The following is a 19,075-nucleotide window of genomic DNA, read 5'->3' as shown; positions in this document are numbered from 1 at the left end:
GTCTGGCAGTAGGTAGCGGTGGCCGGGCCGCCGACCTGCGCGGGGCCACGCTGAAGCGGTCGGCGACGTCGGACCCATGTCTGTTTGCGCGGTTTGGGGGAGCGCGCCGCCGCCCATGCCGTGCTGGCGCTTCCGGCGCGTGACCATGGGCACACCCAGGTAACACCGCGTTCACATACGGGCAACGGCCGGGAAACCGCAGGTCGACAGGCTCCCTGTCGTCCCACGGCGCCCCGGTGCCGCTGTCAGCACCACCCGAAGGATGTGGATCGTGAGCTTCAAGGCTGAGTACATCTGGATCGACGGCACGCAGCCGACGGCCAAGCTCCGCTCCAAGACGAAGATCTTCGAGGACGACGCGAAGGGCGCCGAGTTGCCGCTCTGGGGCTTCGACGGGTCCTCCACGAACCAGGCCGTGGGACACTCCTCCGACCTCGTGCTCAAGCCGGTCTTCACCTGTCCCGACCCGATCCGCGGCGGCGACGGCGACATCCTGGTGCTGTGCGAGGTCCTCAACATCGACCTGACGCCGCACGCGTCCAACACCCGCGCCGAACTGGCCGAGATGGCGGAGCGGTTCGCCGCGCAGGAGCCGATCTTCGGCATCGAGCAGGAGTACACCTTCTTCGACGGCGTGCGGCCGCTCGGCTTCCCCGTCGGCGGTTTCCCGGCACCGCAGGGCGGCTACTACTGCGGCGTCGGCGCCGACGAGATCTTCGGGCGCGACATCGTCGAGGCTCACCTGGACAACTGCCTCAAGGCCGGCCTGCGCATCTCCGGCATCAACGCCGAGGTCATGCCCGGCCAGTGGGAGTTCCAGGTCGGCCCGGTCTCTCCGCTCGAGGTCGCCGACGAGCTCTGGGTGGCCCGCTGGCTGCTCTACCGTACGGCCGAGGACTTCAACGTCTCCGCCACCCTCGACCCGAAGCCGGTCAAGGGCGACTGGAACGGCGCCGGCGCGCACACCAACTTCTCTACCAAGGCGATGCGCGAGGGCTACGACGCGATCATCACCGCGTGCGAGGCGCTCGGTGAGGGCTCCAAGCCGCTGGACCACGTCAAGAACTACGGCGCCGGCATCGACGACCGCCTGACCGGGATGCACGAGACCGCCCCGTGGAACGAGTACAGCTACGGCGTCTCGGACCGCGGTGCGTCGGTGCGCATCCCGTGGCAGGTCGAGAAGGACCGCAAGGGCTACATCGAGGACCGCCGCCCCAACGCCAACGTCGACCCCTACCTCGTGACCCGCCTGATCGTCGACACCTGCTGCACCGCGCTGGAGAAGGCCGGCCAGGTCTGACCCGACGGATCGGGGCTGTGGAACCCTCCCCGCGCAAAGAAGGTCCCACAGCCCTGAACCGCCCCCGTCCTCAGCGGAGCTGGGCGATCCGGCGCCGCCGTGCGGGCAGGACGGCGATCAGGCCGATGCCGGGCAGCAGGAACGCGGCGCCGATCAGCAGGATGGTCGCCCATTGCAGGCCCGGTCCGGTGGTCGGCAGGTTGTCGTCGCCGGCTGCCGAGGTGCTGCCGGTCGTCGCGCCGGCGGCGGGTGAGGTGGTCGCGGTGGGGGTCGGTGTCTTGGTGGAGCCGGTGCCGAAGGTGATCGGGACCGACGCCTTGTTCGCGTTGACGACGTCCTCGGAGGCGGTCGACGGCAGGATCTGAGCGGCGATCACGCAGCCCCCGCCTGCGCACTTGTGGCCGCTGAACTCCTTTGCCATCTTCAGCGTCAGCGTCGGGGTCTTGCCGTTGGCGTCGGCGTTGGTGAACTGGGAGCCGCCGGAGAGGTTGCAGTCGGTCGGGCCCTTCGGGTTCTTGATGCACTGGCCGAGCGCGATCTGCTGCAAATTCTTGGTGAACCCGGTGCCGTACACGGTGATCTGCTCGCCGTCGGCGAGGCCGGTGGTCTTCGAGACGTGCAGGGTCGGTGCGGCCGCCGCGGGCGCGCCGTCGACCAGGACGATCATGGTGGCCAGCACGAGGCCGGCCGCGGCCGACGCGGCCAGCCGGCGGGTGATGTGGGTAAGGGCCATCGGTTCCTCCATCGCTCTTCTAGCCGGCCGGCGCGCCGGACCGGGCCACGGCAGCCTCATCGGTGCCGAGGTAGGACAGGACGACCGCGGGGTGGGCGCGCACCTCGTCGGGGGTTCCCTGCGCGATCACCCGGCCGGCGTCCATCGCGATGAGCCGGTCGGCCACCCGGGACAGCAGCGGCAGATCGTGCTCGATCACCAGGACGGTCGTGCCGAGTTCGGCGCGGATCCGCAGCAGCAGATCGCCGAGGGCCGCGCCGTCTGCCTGGGTGAGCCCCGACGAGGGTTCGTCGAGCAGCATCAGGCGCGGTTCGAGCACCAGCAGGCAGCAGAGTTCGACGATGCGCCGGGTGCCGGTGGACAACTCGCCGACGCTGCGCTGCGCGTGGGCGTCCAGCCCCATGACCCGCAGCGCCTCGTCGGTTCGGGCCGCCTTGGCCTCCTCGGGTCCGGTGGCGCCGAGCACGTCGACCACGAGCCGCGACGGTGCCCGCTTCTCGGCCGCCACCATCACCGCCTCCCGCACGGTCATGGCCGGGAACAGCCGGGCGTCCTGGAAGGACCGGACCAGCCCGTGCCGGGCGCGCCGCTCGGGCGCCCACCGGGTGACCGGCCGCCCGCGGTAGTGGACGGCCCCGCCCTGTGCGGCGGTGAACCCGGCGAGGATCTCGAACAGCGTCGTCTTCCCGGCACCGTTCGGCCCGATGATCCCGACGATCTCACCCTCGGCCACGGCGAAGCCGGCCTCGTCGACGGCACGTACACCGCCGAACGCCCGCCGCAGCCCGACAACCTGCAACAGCGGAACACCCGTGCCGTCATGAACAAGCGGCGCCGCAGGCAGCCGCCCGCTCCCCCAAGCGGTCGCGGTAGCGGACGGGAACGCAACCGGGTCGGGTGCGGTGGCGGTCGAAGGTGGGACCGGGTCGGGTGCGGTGGCGGTGGGAGGTGGCCCTGGGTGACTGGGGGGTGTGCCGGGGCCACCGCCTTCCCGACCGCGCCGGAGGTCCGGCAGTCGCCGGCGCTGGTCTGCCAGTAGGCCGCCTAGGCCGTCGGGGAGCAGCAGGACCACCAGGAGCCAGCCCAGGGTCAGCGCCGCCTGGCCGGGGATGCCGAGCGGCACCAGCGCGGGAAGGCCGACGATCACGGCCGAGCCCAGCAGGGCGCCGCTGTTGCGGGCCATGCCGCCGACCACGGCGAGCGCCACCGCGTCGATGCTGGCCGAGGCCGGGAAGTTGTTGACGCTCAGCTGGGACTGGCCGAAGCCGATGACCACGCCGCCGAGGCCGGCGAGCGCGCCGCAGACGGCGTACGCCTGAAGTTTGCGCAGGGGCGCCGCGACCGTCAGCGCCCTGCCTGCCTCCTCGTTGTCCCGCAGGGCCAGCAGGAGGCGGCCGAAGCCGCCGGCCCGCAGGCGCGAGGTCACCCACCAGCCGATGACCAGCAGCATCAGCGCGAACAGGTAGTAGTCGGTGGCGACGCTGACCACGTAGCCGTCCCAGACGGGGTACGGCGTGGCCAGGCCGTCGCCGAGCAGCCACGGCCGGCGCAGCAGCCAGCCGCTGGTCGCGAGCGCGAACGCGAGGGTGGTCACGCCCAGCGCCACGCCGCGCAGGCGCAGCGCGGGCAGGCCGACGACGGCCGCCGAGAGCGCGCCGGCCGCGCAGCCGGCCAGCACTCCCAGGAACATGTTGCCGGTGGCCGAGGCGACCCGCACCGAGACCGCGGCGGCGATGCCGGCGAACGCGAACTGGCCCAGCGACAGCTCCCCGGCCACGCCGGTCACCAGGATCACCGAGAGGCCGACCAGGGCGTAGCCGAACACCTCGGTGAGTACCGATGCGGTCGCGTTGCTCACCACGTACGCGAGAAGAACGCCGACCGCGAGCAGCAGGCCGAGGCCGGCGCGGGCCCAGGGGTCCGGGCCGCCGGCGGGTCGCCGCCAAGGCGGCGGGTCGGCGTCGCGGCGCCCGGACGGTCTCTGGCGCAGCAGCGCGATGAGGATGGCCGCGCCGAGCACCACGTCGACGAAGCCGGCGGTCTGGCCGGAGAGCAGGATCTGTTCGAGGACACCGACGCCGAGCGAGGCGGCGAACGCGATCGGCAGCGACGCCATCCGGGCGATGACCGCGCCGGCCAGGCCGCGCAGCAGCAGCTCCGGGCCGAGCGAGTCGATGGACTGCACGCCCTGGGTCGGGGTGAGCAGGATGGCGGAGAACGCGGCGACCGCGCCGGCGATGCCCCAGGCGAGGCCGGCCATGCGGTGCGCGGCGACCCCGTTGACCGTCGCCGCGTCGGGGTGGTCGGCGGCGGCGCGGATGCCGATGCCGAAGCGGGTGCGGCGCAGGAACCAGGCGAGCGCGGCGAGCAGCGCCGGGGTGAGCAGCAGCATCGCGGTCAGCGACGGGCCGATGACGGTGGTTCCGATGTGGAACGACGGGAGGCCGGGCGGCTTCGGGAACGTGGCGCCGCTGAAGCTGGAGCGGTCGACGACCAGGGCCAGCACGAGGATGAACTGGGCCAGGCCGAGCGTGGCGATCATGCCGATGACCCGGGGCCGGCGGTGGAGGCGGCGCACGACCGTCGCCTCGGTGAGCGCGCCGAGGCCGGCGGCGGCCGCGATCGCGATGGGCAGCGCCGCCCAGTAGCCGAGGGCGCCGGCGAGGCGGGCGAGGACCGCCGCGCCGAAGACGCCGATGGCGCCGTGCGCGAAGTTGACGAAGCGGCTGGACCGGTAGACGAGCACCAGCCCGATCGCGAGCAGCCCGTAGGTCAGGCCGGTGAACAGCCCTATGGCGATCCTGTCAGGCCCGAAGTCGAAACCGGCGAAGGTCATGCCGCGTGACCACCCAGCACCAGGCGGCGGGCGAGGTCGGGGGAATCACGGAGTTCGGCGGGTGTGTGGGTGGCGATGATCGTGCCGTGCTCCATGAAGAGCAGCCGGTCGGCGACCGACATCGCCACGTTCACCGACTGCTCGATGAGCAGCGTCGCCACGCCGACCGCGCCCAGCCGCCGCACGAGTTCGAGCAGGCCGCCGACCACCACCGGCGCGAGGCCCAGCGAGAACTCGTCGATGACCAGCGCGGCCGGCCTCTGGATCAGGGTCTTGGCGAGCACCAGCATCTGCCGCTCGCCGCCGGAGAGCGTCGAGGCCGGCTGTTCGGCGCGGGCCGCCAGGCGCGGGAAGACGGCGAGCGCACCGTCGACCGCGGCCTCCCGCGGCTCGTCGTCCCGGCCGTTCGGGTACGCGTGCATCCGCAGGTTGTCCCGCACCGACAGCGTGCCGAACGCCTGCTGCCCGATGACCGTGGACAGGCCGAGCCGTACCCGTCGTGGTCCGGGCACGGCGGTGATGTCCTCGCCCCGCAGCGCGACCCGCCCGGCCGACGGGCGGCTGAGCCCGGCGACCATCCGGACCAGCGTGGACTTGCCGACCCCGTTGGGGCCGCACAGGGCGACGGTCTCGCCGGCCGCGACGGCCAGGTCGACACCGAACAGCACCTGGATCGCGCCGTACCCGCCGCACAGGCCGGTCACCTCAAGCACCGACATCGGCCACCTCGCCGGTGTAGGCGAAGCAGGTGCACGCGTCGTCGTACCTCAAAACCCGGTATCCGCTGCCGGCGGCGTACCGGCCGGGTCCGAGCTTTCCGCCGAAGCCGATCGCCGTCGCGAAGCCGGTGCCGAGGGCCTGCGCGGCGCGGCCCCAGGCCGCGGCGTTGAGGTCCGGGCCGATGTCCTTGGCGGCCGCCTGTAGCAGCAGGGCCGCGTCGCAGTAGCCGAACGCCACCCGGGCGTTCTCCCGGCGCCGGAAGTCGATCCCGGCGGCGGCGAAGATGCCCTGGCAGTCGCGTTCGGCGTCGGTGTCCGGGAAGGCGAGCCGGCTGTCGGGCACGTCGAGGGCGGGCGCGAAGCCGACGCCGACCATCCCCTTGAGCGCGGCCGGCGGGATGGTGCCGGGGTTCGCGACCATGAAGGCCGGGTTGTCGAAGGTGGAGACGCCGTAGCGGGCGGTGAAGTTCTGCGCGGCGGCGGTGGTCATGAAGAACGGCGCGATCCGGGCGCCGCCGAGGAAGAACACCCGGTCGATGTTCTTGCCGCGGAAGTTGACGGCGGCCTGGTTGAGCCCGGTGTTGAGGGTGCCCAGGTCGGTGGTGTCGACCCAGCCGACCGTGCCGGCGACGCCGAGCTCGGCCAGCGCCGGTGCGACGATGCCGTCGTAGACGGCCCGGTTGGCGGGGCTGTCGGCGGCGACGACGCCGGCCGCCTTGCGGCCGTCGAAGAACTTCTCCCGGCCGAGCACGGCGAGGAACGAGGTGGCGAACGCGTCGTACTCGGGGAAGGAGCCGGTCCAGAGGTACGGCGCCAGCGAGGCGAACGTGCCCTTGTCGTTGGCGATCAGGGTGGCGTCGAGCATGAGCGTGCGGCGCTGGGCGTAGCAGGGCCGGGCGTTGGGCTGGAGCTGCCCGGTGAGCACCACGGCGAACGCCTTGTCGTCCTGGGTGATCCTGCTGCACAGGGTGGTCTCGGCGGCCGGGGAGTCGTTGCTCGCCTCGTAGTTCCGGAAGACCGCGTCGAGCCTGCGCCCGGCGATGCCGCCGTGCGCGTTGATGTACGACTCCAGCGCCGCGACCTGCTTCTCCGGGTCGCCGACGTCGGGGTCCTTGAAGCCGGTGAGCGAGGCGGTCTTCGACAGGTCGGTGCCGATGAAGACGACCTTCACCGCGTCGTCGGTGACGCCCGGGCCGCTCCCGGTGGCCGCCTCCGGCGCGGCCGCGCCGGGCATCAGGGCACCACAGCTCGTGTACGCGAGCACGCAGGCCACCAGCACCGCGCCCGCGCGTACCGGCAGCGATGTCATCGGCTGTCCTCCTCGAGAAGGGTGTCCCCCAGCGTCGGCCCGGGCGGGTACCGGCGGGCCAGCACGTGCCCGAGCGCGGAGAGGTCGAGCACGGAGTCGCCGCCGCCCGGCGCGCCGCCGCCCGCGCCGATCAGGGTCCGCAGCCCCTCGGTGCTGAGCATTCCGCCGGCGTGGCGCCGCAGCCGGCCGGCCATCGGGGCGTCGTCGAAGACCAGGAACGCGCCGAGCCCGCCGAGCCGCACGACCGCCGGCAGCACCGCGTCGGCCGCGCTCAGCTCGGCGAACCGCCGCCGCTTGCGCAGCCGGCGCAGCACGCCCCAGACGATCAGCAGCACCCCGGCCGCGTTGAGGACGAACAGACCCCAGGGGTACGCCTGGTGGTGCGCCCGCCCGACGGCGAGGCCGCCGATGTCGACGCCCATCGCGTACCTGCCGAAGGCGAGCGGGGGTATCTCGACCGGCACGACGAAGGTCCGGCTCTGCCCGGGCGCGATGTTGCCGACCGGCGCCTGGTAGAAGATGTCGTCGTTGCCGTTGCCGGCCATCCGCGCGCTGAGCGTGGCGCTGGTCAGCGTGGCGGTGGACGGGTTGCGCACGGTGTAGGTCAGCTCGAGGTGGTCGGGCCAGCCGAACCAGGCGAGGAGGGACCCGCCGGAGAGCCGCGCCTCCTGGAGCGTGAGCACGTGCGGCGGGGCCGCGGTCCTGGGCAGCGGGCCCGAGGCGTGACCGGTGATGGTCAGCGGCAGGTTCACCGCCGAGTCGTCGGCGCCCTGCACGAGTCCGATGTGCACGACGCACGGGCAGGCCCGGGGCGGGTCGCCGACCTGTATGTCGATGCGGAACGTGCCGTCGGCGCGGACCGGGGTGGCCAGCGCGGTGCGGTTGTCGCAGGCGATCGAGCCGGTGAGCCCGCCCTCGCCGCAGGTGACGACCTGGACGAGTTGCCCGGCGGGCCAGCTGGATCCGGTGATCCGGACAGTGTCGCCGGTCCTGGCCCGGTCGGTGGAGAGCTCGGCGGTCAGGCCGCCCGCCCGGGCCGGTGTCGCCGGCGCGGCGACGAGGAGGACGGCCGCCAGGATCGCCACCCTTCTCATCCGGTCACCGGGCCCCGCGCCCGCAGCGTTCTGCTGCGCCGGCGGCGGCTCAGGAGCCACCAGGCGGCCGCGGCGGCGGCCACCGGGATCGCGAGGGCGGTCCAGGACAGTACGAGGGCGCGGTCGGTGCGCTTGGCGTAGACACCGCCGTCGGCGCGCACGACCACCGACGCGGTGACGATGTCGACGGGCCAGGCGCCGCGCGCCCGCATGCCGAAGGTGCCCTTCGCGCCGGGCACGAAGTCGCCGGACGGCGTCGTCCCGGTCAGCGTCACCCGGTGGCCGAGCAGGCCGGTCGCGCGGACCGTCGCCGTCGGCACCAGGTGCGCGTTGCCGACGTTGGCCACCTGGTAGGTGAGCTCTCCGTCGGCGGCGTGCGGCAGCAGCGGCGCGGCGAGGTCCAGCCGCACCGACGGCACGGCCAGGCCGGGCACGACGGTGCCGGCCACCCGCAGGTAGACCCGGGCGGCGACGGCCCGCTGGATCCGCACGGTCGCGCCGTCGGCCTCGGTGGTGGCGCCGGCCTCGGTCTCCATGGCGACGACGCCGCCGACGTGGTCGCCGGGGGTCGCGTTCGCCGGCACGGTGATGGTGAACGGGACGTCCGCCTGCGCGCCGCCGGGCACCGTCACCCGGGCCGCCGCGGCCTTGACCCAGGCGCCGACGCCCTGCTGCGGCTCGGTGCTGGTGCGCATGGCGAAGCCGCCGTCCCGGGCGGTGTTGTACGCGTCGGCGCCGTAGAGCAGGAACGACTTGGGCGCCTTGCCGAGGTTGACGACGCGCACCGACTCCTTGAGGGTCTGGCCGGCGCTCGCGTCGAGGAAGAAGTAGACCCGCGGTGTCGGGCCGGCCTTGGCCGCCGGGGTGGGTGTGACGGCCCATTCGCCGTTTCCGGCCGCGGCGGCCGGTGCGGCCGGCCACGCCAGCGCCACGACGACGCCGAGGGCGGCGATCGCGCGTAACCGCATGCCGAGCCCCTTCCGTTCCTGCGGGTGGTGGGGTGGGGACGGTTGGCGGACCGCCCCCACCCGACTGTCGTGGCTCAGCTCAACGTGACGGTGAGTGTCGCCGAGTACGCGCCCGCGAGCTGGTTCGCGGGCACCGCGAGGGCCAGGCCGGCCGACGCGTCGAACGAGCCGCCGGTGCCGGACGCCGAGGCCGGCGCCGAGCAGAGCGTCGCCCCGTCCAGTGCCGCGCCGGCGGCACCGGCCACCGCGGTGACCGCGTTCGTCGCCCCGGTGTGCGCGACACAGGCCGGCGTCCAGGTCAGCGCCGACTTCGGGATCGAGCCGGCCGGGACACCGCTGAAGTCGGTGACCGCGGCGGTGAGGCTCCAGCCGAAGGTGCTGCCCCGGTAGTCGGTCACGTTGATCGCCGGCAGGTTGCCGGTCGCCGACTGCACCGAGCCGTTGAGCGTGACGCCGCCGAGCGTGATCGAGCTGCTGCCGGCGCCGCGCGACATGGCGAGCGAGCCGGCCGTGACCGTCTCGGACACCGTGTACGAGAGCGAGCAGTTGCCGCCGGCCATGGCCACGCAGGAGTCCGCCGAGGCGGTCCAGACGGCCGTGGCGAACAGGCTCCCGGCCTGGGCACCGAGGTACGCGGTGGCCGGGTCGTTGACCGTGAACGCGGCGGTGAAGCCGCCCGTGCCCGACGCGGTCGCGGTGACCGCCGGGTCGGCGCTGGCCGGTGGCGGCGGCGCTGTTGTGAGCGGCTTGTAGCCGCGCACCGAGACGGTGCTGCCGGGGTTCCAGTTGGTGCCCGTCACGGTGACGGCCGTGCCGATCCCGCCGCCGGTCGGGGTGATCGAGATCGTCTGGGTACCGAGGATGGTGATGGGTACGGTCACCGTGTTGGTGCCGTCGGTGATGGCCACCGTCCGGCTGCCGGCCGTTGCCCCGGTCGGTACGGCGATCGACCCGGTGCCCGCACCGGTCGCGTCGGTCGTGCCCGTACCGCTGCCCTGCCCCGTACCGCCACCGGTGCCGTCCCTCAGCGACGACGTCAGCGCCGCGGAGGGTGCGAACCCGGTGACCGAGTAGTTGATGGTGTTGCCGGCCCGGGCGTGGCCCGTGACCGTCTGGCCGGTGACCGAGGTGATCGTCGCGCCGCCGTTGAAGACGGAGAAGCCCTGCACGATCGTGGTGTCCTGCGGTGCGGCCTTGTGGTCGCGGTCCCCGGCGTTGGAGCAGTAGGTCGCCGCGGACGTGTTGGCGAAGGTGACCTGGGCGACGGTGAGTGTGCCCGCGCCGGCCGAGCCGGCGACGAAGGTGCCGGTGGCGCTGATCGGCCCGAGCGGTGCGTCCGGAGCCGTGGCCACCGCCGGGTAGGTCGCCTGGTTGAGGACGAGCGTCCCGGTCTGGTTACCCGCGATCTTGACGGTGACCTTGACCGGCACGTCACCCGGGACCAGCGGGACCGGGCCGTTGTTCGGCCCGGCGACGGCGGTGAACGTCACGGTCACGGTCTGGCCCGGCGTCGGCGAGGCCGGCGTCTGCGTCAGGGTGAAGGTGTCGTTCCACGTCGTCGGTGAGCTGCCGGTGCCGGTGTTGCCGAAGTAGAGCCGGCAACCGAGGGAGTTGGCGGTCGGCCCGTATGCGGCGGCCGGCGCCGCCCCGACGGCGATGGCGACGAGCGCCGCCGCCACAGCCGTCATGGCCTTGCGTGCGGACTGTTTCATGTGGTGCCGCGTCCCCTCTCTCAGGTGGGAGCACCGGCCGCCGAGCCTCCGGCGATCGGTGCGCTGGCGCGCGGTACGCATCCGGCTTCCCGTGTTTCCATAGAGGAAACGGCGTCTTCCATTGGCGTGGTTTCAATAAAGTCCGGCCCACCTGCCGTGTCAAGCCTCCGGACGGCCGTATCTCGCCCTGCGATACACCGTTTCCCATAACGGGTCAGGCCGGAAACAGTTCCGACACCGCTCCGCCGTCCGCGAGCCGGCCGACGGCGGCCGCGAGCGCGGCCACCCGGTCGGCGCACAGCGCCCGCGACGCGTTGGCCGTGAACTTCGCGGCGACCTCCTCGGCGGTGAGCGGGTTCCCGGGCCCGCCGCGCGAGCCCGCGACCCGGTGGCACAGCTCGCCGCCGTCGCGGGTGTGCACGCGCAGCACGGCCGCGAACGCGCGCGGGAACGCCTCGGTTGCCGCGGCGTCGGCGTACACCCGCACCCGGGCGGCCAGGTCGAGGCGCCCGGGATCGAGCACGGCGAAGTCGTCGAGGCCGACGCCCAGCCCGCCGCCGCCGGTCAGCGCGACGGCGATCGTGTACGGCCCGGAGAACTTCGCGTGGTACCCGGTGCGCGGGCGCGCCTTCTCCGCGGGCGGCTCCGCGATCGTGCGCAGCACGGGCTCCGCCACGCCGAGCTCGACACACTCCACATCGGACGCACGCAGTCCCCGGGCGCGCAGGGCGAGGGCACAGTCGATGCCGGGGTGGGTGAAGTGGTTGGCCGGGTACGGCTTGAAGACGGTCCGCAGCAGCTCCCACCGCTCGCCCAGCCCGTCGGTCACGGCGTCGGCGTCGAAGACACCCGTGTGCGCCGCGAAGAAGCCGAAACGACCCTCCAGGACCGTCGGCGGCCCGGTGAGCCCGTCGGCGGCGAGGGTCGCCGCCACCACACCGGCGTGCGCCGCCCAGCCGCAGTGCGCCCGCTTGACCGAGCCGCCGGTGCGGTTGGCCTCGAGCACCCCGGCGCCCATCGAGGCCGCGATCCCGATGGCGTCGGCGATCCCGCCCGGCGGCAGGCCGTAGAGGCGGGCGACGGCGACGGCCGCGCCGATCGTGCCGCAGATCGAGGTGGCGTGCTGGCCGCGCTCGAAGAACAGGTTCGCCCCGCTGGACGGGTCCAGCCCGGCCATGCCGAGCCGGTTGGTCACCTCGATCCCGGCCGCGATCGCGGCGACCGGGTCGCCGGGCGCGCCCGCCTCGGCCGCGGCGAGCGCGGCCGGCACCACCGACGCGCTCGGGTGCAGCACCGACGGCAGGTGCGTGTCGTCGTAGTCGAGCGAGTGCGCGAGCACGCCGTTGACCAGCGCCGCCGAGGGCGCCGGCAGCCGGGCGCCGAAGCCGATCACGGTCGACTCGGGCACGCCCCGCCAGCGCGTCATCGTCGCGAGGGCCGCCCTCGCGGCGCCGGCGTCCGGCTCGGCGTAGGCCGCGAGGGCGTTGCCGAGCACGTCGAGGACGCGCCGCGGCACGTCGGCCCGGACCTCGGCGGGCGGCTCGACCGCCGCCGCGAACTCGCCGAGCCGGGCGGCGAGCGTGCCGGTCACGGGACCACCGCCAGCGGCCGGACCGGCGAACCTGTCGCGCCGACCAGCTTGAGCGGGGCGAGGATCAGCTGGAACTCGGTCACGCCGGCGTCGGCGAGCCCAGACAGCAGCATCGTCTCGACGATGTGGATCCCGGCCTCGACCAGCAGGATCCGGTGCACCGGGAGGGTCGCGTGTCCCGCGCCGGGCGCGATCGCCTCGTACGCGATGGTCTCGCCGCCGGTGACCGCCACGCCGCGCTCGACCAGCCAGCGCGCCGCGTCCTCGCCGACGCCCGGCACCCCCGACTCGGCTCCCACGAAGGCGGAGTGGTCGGAGAAGAGCCGCGACCATCCGGTGCCGACCAGAACCGCGTCGCCGGGCCCGATCCCGAGGTCACCCGCCGCGGCGGACAGTTCGGCCGCGGTGACCGCATAGCCGGGCGGCAGCACCGGTACGCCGTGCAGCGCCGCCACGTCGAGGAACACGCCCCGGCCCACGAACGGCGGGAACTCGTCGATGCCGAGGCGGGAGAACCCCGCGTCGGACTGCACGGAGGCGGCGACGACCCCGCCGTGCAGCAGACCGTCCTGCGACACGTGCGCGAGCGCGTCGATGTGCGTGCCGACGTGCGTGCCGGTCACCAGGATGTCGTTGGCCGCCGAGCCGCCGCCCGGCCGCACCCGGTCGCCGTGCCGGCGCACCAGCGCGTGCGTGTACGCCGGATGGTTCGGCGACTGCGGCATGCCCCGCCGCATCGGCTGGGCCAGATCGAAAACCTTCATTCAGATGACTCCTTCGGCCCGCAGTGCGGCCCGCTCGTCCTCGTCGTAGCCGAGTCCGGCGAGCACCTCGTCGGTGTTCGCGCCGAGCTCGCGGCCGGTCCAGGCGATCCGGCCGGGCGTGTGCGACAGGCGGTACAGCGGGCCGGGCATCCGCACCGGCCCGAGCGCCGGGTCGTCGGCCGTGGTCACCGAGTCCCGCGCGGCGAACTGCGGGTCGGCGAAGACGTCGGCGATGTCGTAGATCGGCGCGACCGCGGCCTGCGCCTCGTCGAAAGCCTCCCGCACGGTCGCCAGGTCGCGCCGGGCTATCCAGGAGCCGACGGCCTCGTCGAGCTCGTCGGCGTGCGCGGCCCGCGCGGCGCCGGTGGCGAACCACGGCTCGTCGATCAGCTCGGGGCGCCCGACCAGCCGCATGACCCGCTCGGCGATCGCCTGCGCGCTCGTCGAGATCGCCACCCACCGCCCGTCGAGGGTCCGGTACGTGTTGCGCGGCGCGTTGTTCACCGACCTGTTCCCGGTACGCCGCTGCACGACGCCGAGCTGGTCGTAGACCATCGCCTGCATGCCCAGCACGGTGAGCATCGGCTCGACGATGGCCAGGTCGATCACCTGACCGCCGCCGCCGTGCACGTCGCGGTGGTACAGCGCGGTCATCACGGCCTGCGCGCAGGTGAGCGCGGCGATGCCGTCCGCGAGGCCGAACGGCGGCAGCGTTGGCGGGCCGTCGGCCGGGCCGGTGATGGCCGCGAAGCCGCTCATCGCCTCGGCGAGCGTGCCGAAGCCGGGAAGGCCGGCGTACGGCCCGGTCTGGCCGTACGTGGTGACGCGGGCGATGACCAGGCCGGGGTTGTCGCGGTGCAGCACGTCGGGGCCGAGGCCCCAGCGCTCCAGGGTGCCGGGGCGGAAGTTCTCGATCAGCACGTCGGCGCCGGCGAGCAGCCGCCGGGCGACCGCCGCGCCGGCCGGCTTGCCGAGGTGCAGGCCGACGGTCCGCTTGTTGCGGCCGAGCATGGTCCACCACAGCGGCACGCCGTCCTTGGCCGGGCCGTGCCCGCGGGCGGGGTCGCCCTTGCCGGGGTGCTCGACCTTGACCACGTCGGCGCCGTAGTCGCCCAGGACGGTGGCGGCGAGCGGGCCGGCGAACAGGGTGGACGCGTCGACGACGCGGACGCCGTCCAGCGGAGAGGCGGGCATGGCACACCCTAACCGCTCTGTTCCGGTGATGGAAACCTCGTTACAGTGTGCGAAACGCAGAGGGAGGTCATCGGAGCATGAGCCGTTACGAACTTGTGGTCCGGGGCGGCACGCTGGTGCTGCCCTACCTCGGCACGGTCCGCGCGGACCTCGCCACCCGGGACGGGAAGGTGGCCGCGATCGCCGACGAGATCCCGGCCGCCGAGGGCGACGAGGTGCTCGACGCCACCGGCAGGCTGGTCTTCCCCGGCGCCGTCGACGCCCACTTCCACCTCGGCATCTACCGGCCGCTGGAGGTCGACGCGGCGCAGGAGACCCGCTCGTCGCTGGTCGGCGGCGCCACCACGGTGCTCTCCTACTTCCGCACCGGCCAGCACTACCTCAACAGGACCGGCCCGTACGGCGAGATCCTGCCCGAGGTGCTCGGCGCGGTGGCCGGCAACGCGTGGACCGACTACGGCTTCCACCTCGCGCCGATGGACACCGCGCAGGTGCGCGAGGTGCCCGCCCTCGTCGACGGCCACGGCGTGTCGAGCTTCAAGTACTACATGTTCTACAAGGGATTCAACCTCGCCGCCGACTCGCGCGACGCCAAGGCGTTCACCATGAGCGACGAGTACGACCTGGGCCACCTCTACCAGCTCATGGAGGCGGTCGCGGCGGCCGGCGCCACCGCCGGCGACCGGCGGATCTCCCTGTCGCTGCACTGCGAACAGGCCGAGCTGATGCGGCTCTTCATCGATCGTGTGCGGGCGGCGGGCGACCCGCAGACGCTGCGGGCGTACTCGGACGCGCGCCCACCGCTGACCGAGCGGGTGGCGATCGGCGAGGCCACCACCCTGGCCCGGGCCACCGGCTGCCCGGTCAACCTGCTGCACCTCTCCTCCGGCGAGGCCCTGGCCGCGGCGCGGGAGGCCCGGGCCGCGATGCCCGGCACCGACATGCGCCTCGAGGTGACGCTGCACCACCTCTGCCTCACCCACGAGGAGCTCGACGCCCGGGGCGGCCTGGGCGGCAAGGTGAACCCGCCGATCCGGTCGGCGGCCGACACCGAGGCGCTCTGGGCCGGGGTGCTCGACGGCTCGATCGACTGGGTCGCCTCCGACCACGCCTGCTGCCTGGAGGAGAACAAGGGCGACGCGCTCTGGCCGGCCCTGCCCGGCTTCGGCGGCACCGCGCTGCTCTACCCCATCCTGATCAGCGAGGGGATGCACAAGCGCGGCCTGTCGCCCGCCCGGGTCGCCGAGCTCGCCGCCGGCAACCCGGCCCGCGCGTACGGCCTGGAGGGGCGCAAGGGCAACCTGCTCGTCGGCTACGACGCAGACCTGACCGTTGTCGACCCTGACCTGGAGCGGGAGGTGACGGCCGAGCTGCTGCTCTCGGGGCAGGACCACTGCCCGTTCGAGGGGCACAAGGTCCGCGGCTGGCCCGTCGCGACGGTGCTGCGCGGCCGGCTCGCGTACGCGAACGGGGTGGTGACCGGAACCCCGCGCGGAGCGTTCGTGGCGCGCTGAAGGGCCGGGGGCCGCGGCCCCCGGCCTCGTCGCGGCCGTCACATGCCGTCGCCGGACCATTCGCCGCGGGAGCGGGAACGCACCGGCAACGTCGAGATGACCGGGGCGTGGCTGTGCTCGTAGTTCTCGGCGGTGCCGCCCCACTTGACCCACTCGTCGGTGGTGTACCAGTTGATCAGCTCGCCGTCCGAGCGGATGATCCAGTCGATCTCGGTCTCGGCGACGAAGTGCCCGTGCTTCACCCCGGCCGGGCGGAAGCAGTAGGTCCCCTCGTCGATGTCGCCGAAGTTGTACGCCATCCTGCCGCTGAGCGTGTAGAACTCCTCGTAGCACGGGTGGTGCGCGAGGCGGTGGTCGCTCCAGCCCTTCGGCGCCCGGATCAGCCGGGTGTAGAAGCCGGTCTTCGGGTCCCGGTGCAGCAGCTTGATGTAGAGCGGGGTGAGCGGGCCGATGGTCGGCGCGGCCACCCACTCCACTGCGTTGGCGTCGACGACGGTGACCTCGCCGGCCGCGTCCGCCTTGCGGGCCGCCTCGCCCAGGTTGACGGCCGTGTCGAAGCCGCAGTCGCCGTACTCGCGCCAGTGCAGCACGTGCGCGCCCTCGTGGATCTTCAGCCAGTCCATCGGCACGCCGCGCGGCACCTGGAGGTAGCCGCCCGGGCCGAGTTCCCGCCCGCCGTAGGTGAGCGAGCCCGAGACCACGTAGAACTCGGTGTCGGCGTGCGGGACGCCGGCGGCGCGACCCCAGTCGGCGGTGGCGTGCAGCGCGAGCGAGGAGGAGCCGTCCTCCTCGTCCACCGACAGCCGCCGCTCCAGGATCCCGCCCTCCCCGTACGGCAGCTCGCCGGCGTGGAAGATGTAGTCGTCCTCGTGGATGAGTTCCACGTGTGCCCTCACGGCGTACTCCTCAGCTCGCGTTTCAACACCTTGCCGGCGGCGTTGCGGGGCAGCGCCGCGACGACCTTGAACTCCTTCGGCACCTTGTAGCCGGCCAGCCGTTGCCGCAGGTGCGCGTCCAGCGCGGGCGCCTCGATCGCGCGCCGGCAGACCAGGTAGGCCACCACCCGCTCGCCCCAGCGGCCGTCCGGCTCGCCGACAACGGCGGCCTCGGCCACGGCGTCGTGGGTGAGCAGCACCTCCTCGACGTCGCGCGGATAGACGTTCACCCCGCCCGTGATGATCACGTCCTTCACCCGGTCGACGATCGAGATGAAGCCCTCCTCGTCGGCGACGACGATGTCGCCCGAGGTGAGGAAGCCGTCCTCGGTCGTGCACGCCGCGGTCGCCGCCGGGTTCTCGTGATAGCCGTTCATCAGGTACGGCGAGCGGCTGTACAGCTCGCCCGGCTCACCCGGCGCGACGGGCCGGCCGTCCGGGCCGACGATGCGCACCTGCGTGGCGAACCAGGGGTGGCCGACGGTGCCGGCCTTGCGCCGGGCGTCCGGCGGCCGCAGGTTCGTCACCACGCCCGCCTCGGTCGAGCCGTACAGCTCGTGCACCCCGGCGCCGGGGAACGCCTCGAACACCCACTCCTTGAGCACCTTGGGCAGGGCGGCCGCGTTGAAGTAGAGGGTGTCCAGCGACGGCAGGGCGGGCACGGTGCCGACCGCCTCGCGAATCAGCTGGGCGTGCGTGGGCACCAGGAAGACCGACTGTGCCCGCTCGCGGTCGATCAGGTCGAGCAGCGCGACGGGGTCGAACGAGCGCAGCATGCTGACCGTCGCACCACAGTGGACGGCCGCGTAGGCGAACGCGAAGCCGGCGCCGTGGTACATCGGCGCGACCGCGATCGTGCGGCGGCCGGGACCGAGCCCCCATTCGAGGGCGGTGGCGTAGAACGTGAGGCAGCGGGAGCGGTGCGAGATGAGCACGCCCTTGGGGTCTCCGGTGGTGCCGGCCGTGTACGCGATGCAGAACGGGTCGCGCTCGTCGACCGGCACCCGGGGGTCGCGGGCCGGCGCCGCGGCGATCCACCGCTCGTACTCGTCGCCGAGGGCGACGACCCGGACCGCCACCTCGGGTACGGCCAGCGCGACGTCCGCGATCAGCAGCCGGGCGCCCGAGTGCCCCAGGATGAAGCCGACCTCCGGCGCGGTCAGCCGCGGGTTGACCGGGACCAGCACGAGGCCGGCCTTGGCGATGCCGGCGGCGATCTCCGGGTACTCGAGGCGGTTGCCGCAGAGCAGCCCGACCCGGTCACCGGTGCCGAGGCCGGCCGCGAGCAGCGCGCCGGCCAGCCGCGACGAGCGCTCGTCGAGCGCCGCGTAGGTCAGCGCGCGGTCGCCGTCGCGCACCGCGATCGCGGCCGGGGTCGCCCGGCCGAATTCCCGCACTCCACCCGCGATCGTGAGATCGGCGCCACCGGACCGCAACATGCCAGAATGGAAACACCGTTTCCATTCTGGCGCAAGGGTTGCTCAACCCGGGAAGTCGCCGGCCCGGCCGAGCTGGGCGGGCAGCGTGTCCAGGCCCAGCTCGGCGCCGATCCACGCGCCCGTCGCGGCGGCGTGCGGCACCGCGACGCCGGTCGCGAGGCCGGAGCGGTTGAGCAGGTAGGCGAGGTCCTCGGTGGCGATGTTGCCGGTCGCCGCCGGGGCGAACGGGCAGCCGCCGATCCCGCCGAGGCTCGCGTCGAGCGCCACGAAGCCCAGGGTCGCCGCGGCGATCGCGTTGGCGTACCCGGTGTTGCGGGTGTTGTGGAAGTGGGCGCGCAGCGGGACGTCGACGACCTCCCGGACGGCGGCCGCCAGCTCACCCACCTGCGCCGGTACGCCGACGCCGATCGTGTCGGCCAGGCACAGCTCGTCCATCGCGCCCGCGTCGGCGACTATCTCCCGTACCCGGTCGGGCCGGACCTCGCCCGTGAACGGGCAGCCGAAGGCGGCCGCGACGGTGAGCGTGACGCCGAGTCCCGCCGCCCGGGCGCGCCCGGCAACCGACCGGAAGCCGTCCAGCGACGCCATCGTGGTCATGCCCTGGTTGCGCCGGGCGAACTCGTCGGTCGCCACCACCACGAAGTTGATCTCGTCCGGGCGGTGGCCCGGGTCCAGGGCGAGGATGCGGTCGAGGCCGCGGCCGTTGAGCACCAGCGCGATGTAGCGGACACCCGCGCCGCGCGGGACACCGCGCAGCACGTCCTCGGCGTCGGCGAGCTGCGGCATCCGGTCGGGCCGGGCGAAGGCGGCCACCTCCAGGCGGCGCAGCCCGGCCGCGACCGCCCGGCGCGCGTACTCCACCTTCGTCCTGGTGGGCAGGACGCGCTTCTCATTCTGTAGACCGTCGCGCGGGCCGACCTCGACGATTTCCACCCGCCACCCTCCTCTGTTCCGACTAGCGAAA

At 73.6% G+C, this 19,075-nt stretch carries 15 protein-coding genes; 2 read left to right on the top strand and 13 right to left on the bottom strand.

Features of this window, described 5'->3' with window-relative positions:
* The first annotated feature begins 271 nt into the window (after positions 1 to 271).
* A complete protein-coding gene (gene glnII, locus BJ971_RS11235) occupies positions 272 to 1,303 on the top strand; it encodes a glutamine synthetase (RefSeq protein WP_184992253.1) in 1,032 nt (343 codons plus the stop codon).
* Positions 1,304 to 1,373: 70 nt separating this feature from the next.
* Here the strand turns inward: glnII and BJ971_RS11230 are convergent, their stop codons facing one another.
* The 10 genes from BJ971_RS11230 to BJ971_RS11185 all read right to left on the bottom strand — a co-directional run bounded on the left by BJ971_RS11230 (position 1,374) and on the right by BJ971_RS11185 (position 14,223).
* A complete protein-coding gene (locus BJ971_RS11230) occupies positions 1,374 to 2,036 on the bottom strand; it encodes a neocarzinostatin apoprotein domain-containing protein (protein ID WP_184992251.1) in 663 nt (220 codons plus the stop codon).
* Between the two features lie 19 nt (positions 2,037 to 2,055).
* Complete coding sequence (locus BJ971_RS11225; RefSeq protein WP_184992249.1) at positions 2,056 to 4,872, bottom strand: branched-chain amino acid ABC transporter permease/ATP-binding protein; 2,817 nt, start codon at positions 4,870 to 4,872, stop codon at positions 2,056 to 2,058.
* Positions 4,869 to 5,591, bottom strand: a complete 723-nt coding sequence (locus BJ971_RS11220) for an ABC transporter ATP-binding protein (protein ID WP_184992247.1) — start codon at positions 5,589 to 5,591, stop codon at positions 4,869 to 4,871. Before BJ971_RS11220 ends, BJ971_RS11225 begins: the two co-directional genes overlap by 4 nt.
* The gene (locus tag BJ971_RS11215) at positions 5,578 to 6,900 is read right to left on the bottom strand and encodes an ABC transporter substrate-binding protein (protein ID WP_184992245.1); all 1,323 of its coding nucleotides are present in this window, start codon (positions 6,898 to 6,900) and stop codon (positions 5,578 to 5,580) included. Before BJ971_RS11215 ends, BJ971_RS11220 begins: the two co-directional genes overlap by 14 nt.
* Entirely contained in the window at positions 6,897 to 7,994 is a 1,098-nt protein-coding gene (locus BJ971_RS11210; RefSeq protein WP_184992243.1) for a hypothetical protein, read from the bottom strand. The genes BJ971_RS11215 and BJ971_RS11210 overlap by 4 nt, the downstream gene beginning before the upstream one ends.
* Entirely contained in the window at positions 7,991 to 8,962 is a 972-nt protein-coding gene (locus tag BJ971_RS11205) for a WxL protein peptidoglycan domain-containing protein (protein ID WP_184992241.1), read from the bottom strand. The genes BJ971_RS11210 and BJ971_RS11205 overlap by 4 nt, the downstream gene beginning before the upstream one ends.
* Positions 8,963 to 9,036: 74 nt before the next feature.
* A complete protein-coding gene (locus tag BJ971_RS11200) occupies positions 9,037 to 10,674 on the bottom strand; it encodes a WxL domain-containing protein (RefSeq protein ID WP_184992239.1) in 1,638 nt (545 codons plus the stop codon).
* Between the two features lie 214 nt (positions 10,675 to 10,888).
* Positions 10,889 to 12,265, bottom strand: coding sequence for an MmgE/PrpD family protein (locus BJ971_RS42040; RefSeq protein ID WP_184992237.1), 1,377 nt, complete (start codon positions 12,263 to 12,265; stop codon positions 10,889 to 10,891).
* Positions 12,262 to 13,029, bottom strand: coding sequence for a cyclase family protein (locus BJ971_RS11190; protein ID WP_184992235.1), 768 nt, complete (start codon positions 13,027 to 13,029; stop codon positions 12,262 to 12,264). Before BJ971_RS11190 ends, BJ971_RS42040 begins: the two co-directional genes overlap by 4 nt.
* Positions 13,030 to 14,223 carry a CaiB/BaiF CoA transferase family protein gene (locus tag BJ971_RS11185; RefSeq protein WP_184992233.1) on the bottom strand — a complete coding sequence of 398 codons (1,194 nt, stop codon included), beginning with the start codon at positions 14,221 to 14,223 and terminating at the stop codon, positions 13,030 to 13,032.
* Between the two features lie 77 nt (positions 14,224 to 14,300).
* Between BJ971_RS11185 and BJ971_RS11180 the strand changes: the two genes are divergently transcribed.
* Positions 14,301 to 15,737, top strand: a complete 1,437-nt coding sequence (locus BJ971_RS11180) for a dihydroorotase (RefSeq protein ID WP_184992231.1) — start codon at positions 14,301 to 14,303, stop codon at positions 15,735 to 15,737.
* 38 nt (positions 15,738 to 15,775) lie between these two features.
* Here the strand turns inward: BJ971_RS11180 and BJ971_RS11175 are convergent, their stop codons facing one another.
* From BJ971_RS11175 to BJ971_RS11165, 3 genes are read right to left on the bottom strand one after another with little or no spacing between them, the layout of a single operon-like run.
* Complete coding sequence (locus tag BJ971_RS11175; RefSeq protein ID WP_184992229.1) at positions 15,776 to 16,633, bottom strand: DUF4437 domain-containing protein; 858 nt, start codon at positions 16,631 to 16,633, stop codon at positions 15,776 to 15,778.
* Entirely contained in the window at positions 16,630 to 18,111 is a 1,482-nt protein-coding gene (locus BJ971_RS11170; RefSeq protein ID WP_184992227.1) for a class I adenylate-forming enzyme family protein, read from the bottom strand. Before BJ971_RS11170 ends, BJ971_RS11175 begins: the two co-directional genes overlap by 4 nt.
* Before the next feature lie 42 nt (positions 18,112 to 18,153).
* Positions 18,154 to 19,044 carry a hydroxymethylglutaryl-CoA lyase gene (locus tag BJ971_RS11165; RefSeq protein WP_184992225.1) on the bottom strand — a complete coding sequence of 297 codons (891 nt, stop codon included), beginning with the start codon at positions 19,042 to 19,044 and terminating at the stop codon, positions 18,154 to 18,156.
* Positions 19,045 to 19,075 lie beyond the last annotated feature (31 nt).

Source organism: Amorphoplanes digitatis (genome assembly GCF_014205335.1).
In the GTDB taxonomy this organism is placed as follows: Bacteria; Actinomycetota; Actinomycetes; order Mycobacteriales; family Micromonosporaceae; genus Actinoplanes; species Actinoplanes digitatus.
This window is presented reverse-complemented; position numbering and strand designations above follow the sequence as displayed.

Coding starts and splice junctions, on each gene's coding strand:
- BJ971_RS11230 (WP_184992251.1), bottom strand. CDS start 2,036: ATGGCCCTTACCCACATCACCCGCCGGCTGGCCGCGTCGGCCGCGGCC.
- BJ971_RS11225 (WP_184992249.1), bottom strand. CDS start 4,872: ATGACCTTCGCCGGTTTCGACTTCGGGCCTGACAGGATCGCCATAGGG.
- BJ971_RS11220 (WP_184992247.1), bottom strand. CDS start 5,591: ATGTCGGTGCTTGAGGTGACCGGCCTGTGCGGCGGGTACGGCGCGATC.
- BJ971_RS11215 (WP_184992245.1), bottom strand. CDS start 6,900: ATGACATCGCTGCCGGTACGCGCGGGCGCGGTGCTGGTGGCCTGCGTG.
- BJ971_RS11210 (WP_184992243.1), bottom strand. CDS start 7,994: ATGAGAAGGGTGGCGATCCTGGCGGCCGTCCTCCTCGTCGCCGCGCCG.
- BJ971_RS11205 (WP_184992241.1), bottom strand. CDS start 8,962: ATGCGGTTACGCGCGATCGCCGCCCTCGGCGTCGTCGTGGCGCTGGCG.
- BJ971_RS11200 (WP_184992239.1), bottom strand. CDS start 10,674: ATGAAACAGTCCGCACGCAAGGCCATGACGGCTGTGGCGGCGGCGCTC.
- BJ971_RS11190 (WP_184992235.1), bottom strand. CDS start 13,029: ATGAAGGTTTTCGATCTGGCCCAGCCGATGCGGCGGGGCATGCCGCAG.
- BJ971_RS11185 (WP_184992233.1), bottom strand. CDS start 14,223: ATGCCCGCCTCTCCGCTGGACGGCGTCCGCGTCGTCGACGCGTCCACC.
- BJ971_RS11180 (WP_184992231.1), top strand. CDS start 14,301: ATGAGCCGTTACGAACTTGTGGTCCGGGGCGGCACGCTGGTGCTGCCC.
- BJ971_RS11170 (WP_184992227.1), bottom strand. CDS start 18,111: ATGTTGCGGTCCGGTGGCGCCGATCTCACGATCGCGGGTGGAGTGCGG.